1 protein-coding gene is annotated in these 518 nt (G+C 38.8%); it reads left to right on the forward strand.

The genetic code is table 11. From position 1 onward, the window contains the following. Positions 1-518, forward strand: a 518-nt coding sequence (locus HMPREF1253_RS03160; protein ID WP_036739329.1) for a hypothetical protein, incomplete at both ends; no start/stop codon positions are given.

The raw sequence follows: 518 nt of genomic DNA on the forward strand, positions 1-518 counted from the left end.
AAGATTGAAGAACCACAATATTATTCCAAAGATGCTCCTGAAAACTTAATGACCGATGAAATGCTTGAAAGAGTGCCGGAGCTTTACGCACAGGAGGATGTAGCATTAGCGGATAAAGAGGTTCATGCTGCATATATCATTCCTTTCCGTTCTAATTGGACTTGGTATATGACGGAATATGACAGGGAAAGTGGCGATGCCTTTGGACTGGTACTTGGGATTGAACCTGAATGGGGATATTTTAATCTTGAAGAACTAAAGGAATTAAATGCCCAAAGGCTTATTTTAGAAGATTTTCCAAAGACCTTTAGAGAGCTGAAAGATACAGAACTTAAAAAGCAGATGGATGAGCAGGAGCTTCAGTCTGTCTTTAATGGAGAACTTAGCTTTGTAGAAGAAGAACTTGAAGCACCTGAAGAAACAGAAGAAGTTAGAAGGGCTGACACAGTTCAAGCTACCTTATTTGATTACCTCAAAGAAAGAGAAGAAGTAGAACTGAATAAAAAAGAGGAAATCCC

Origin of the sequence: Peptoniphilus sp. BV3C26, from assembly GCF_000478985.1 — a bacterium.
Taxonomy (GTDB): Bacteria; Bacillota; Clostridia; order Tissierellales; family Peptoniphilaceae; genus Peptoniphilus_B; species Peptoniphilus_B koenoeneniae.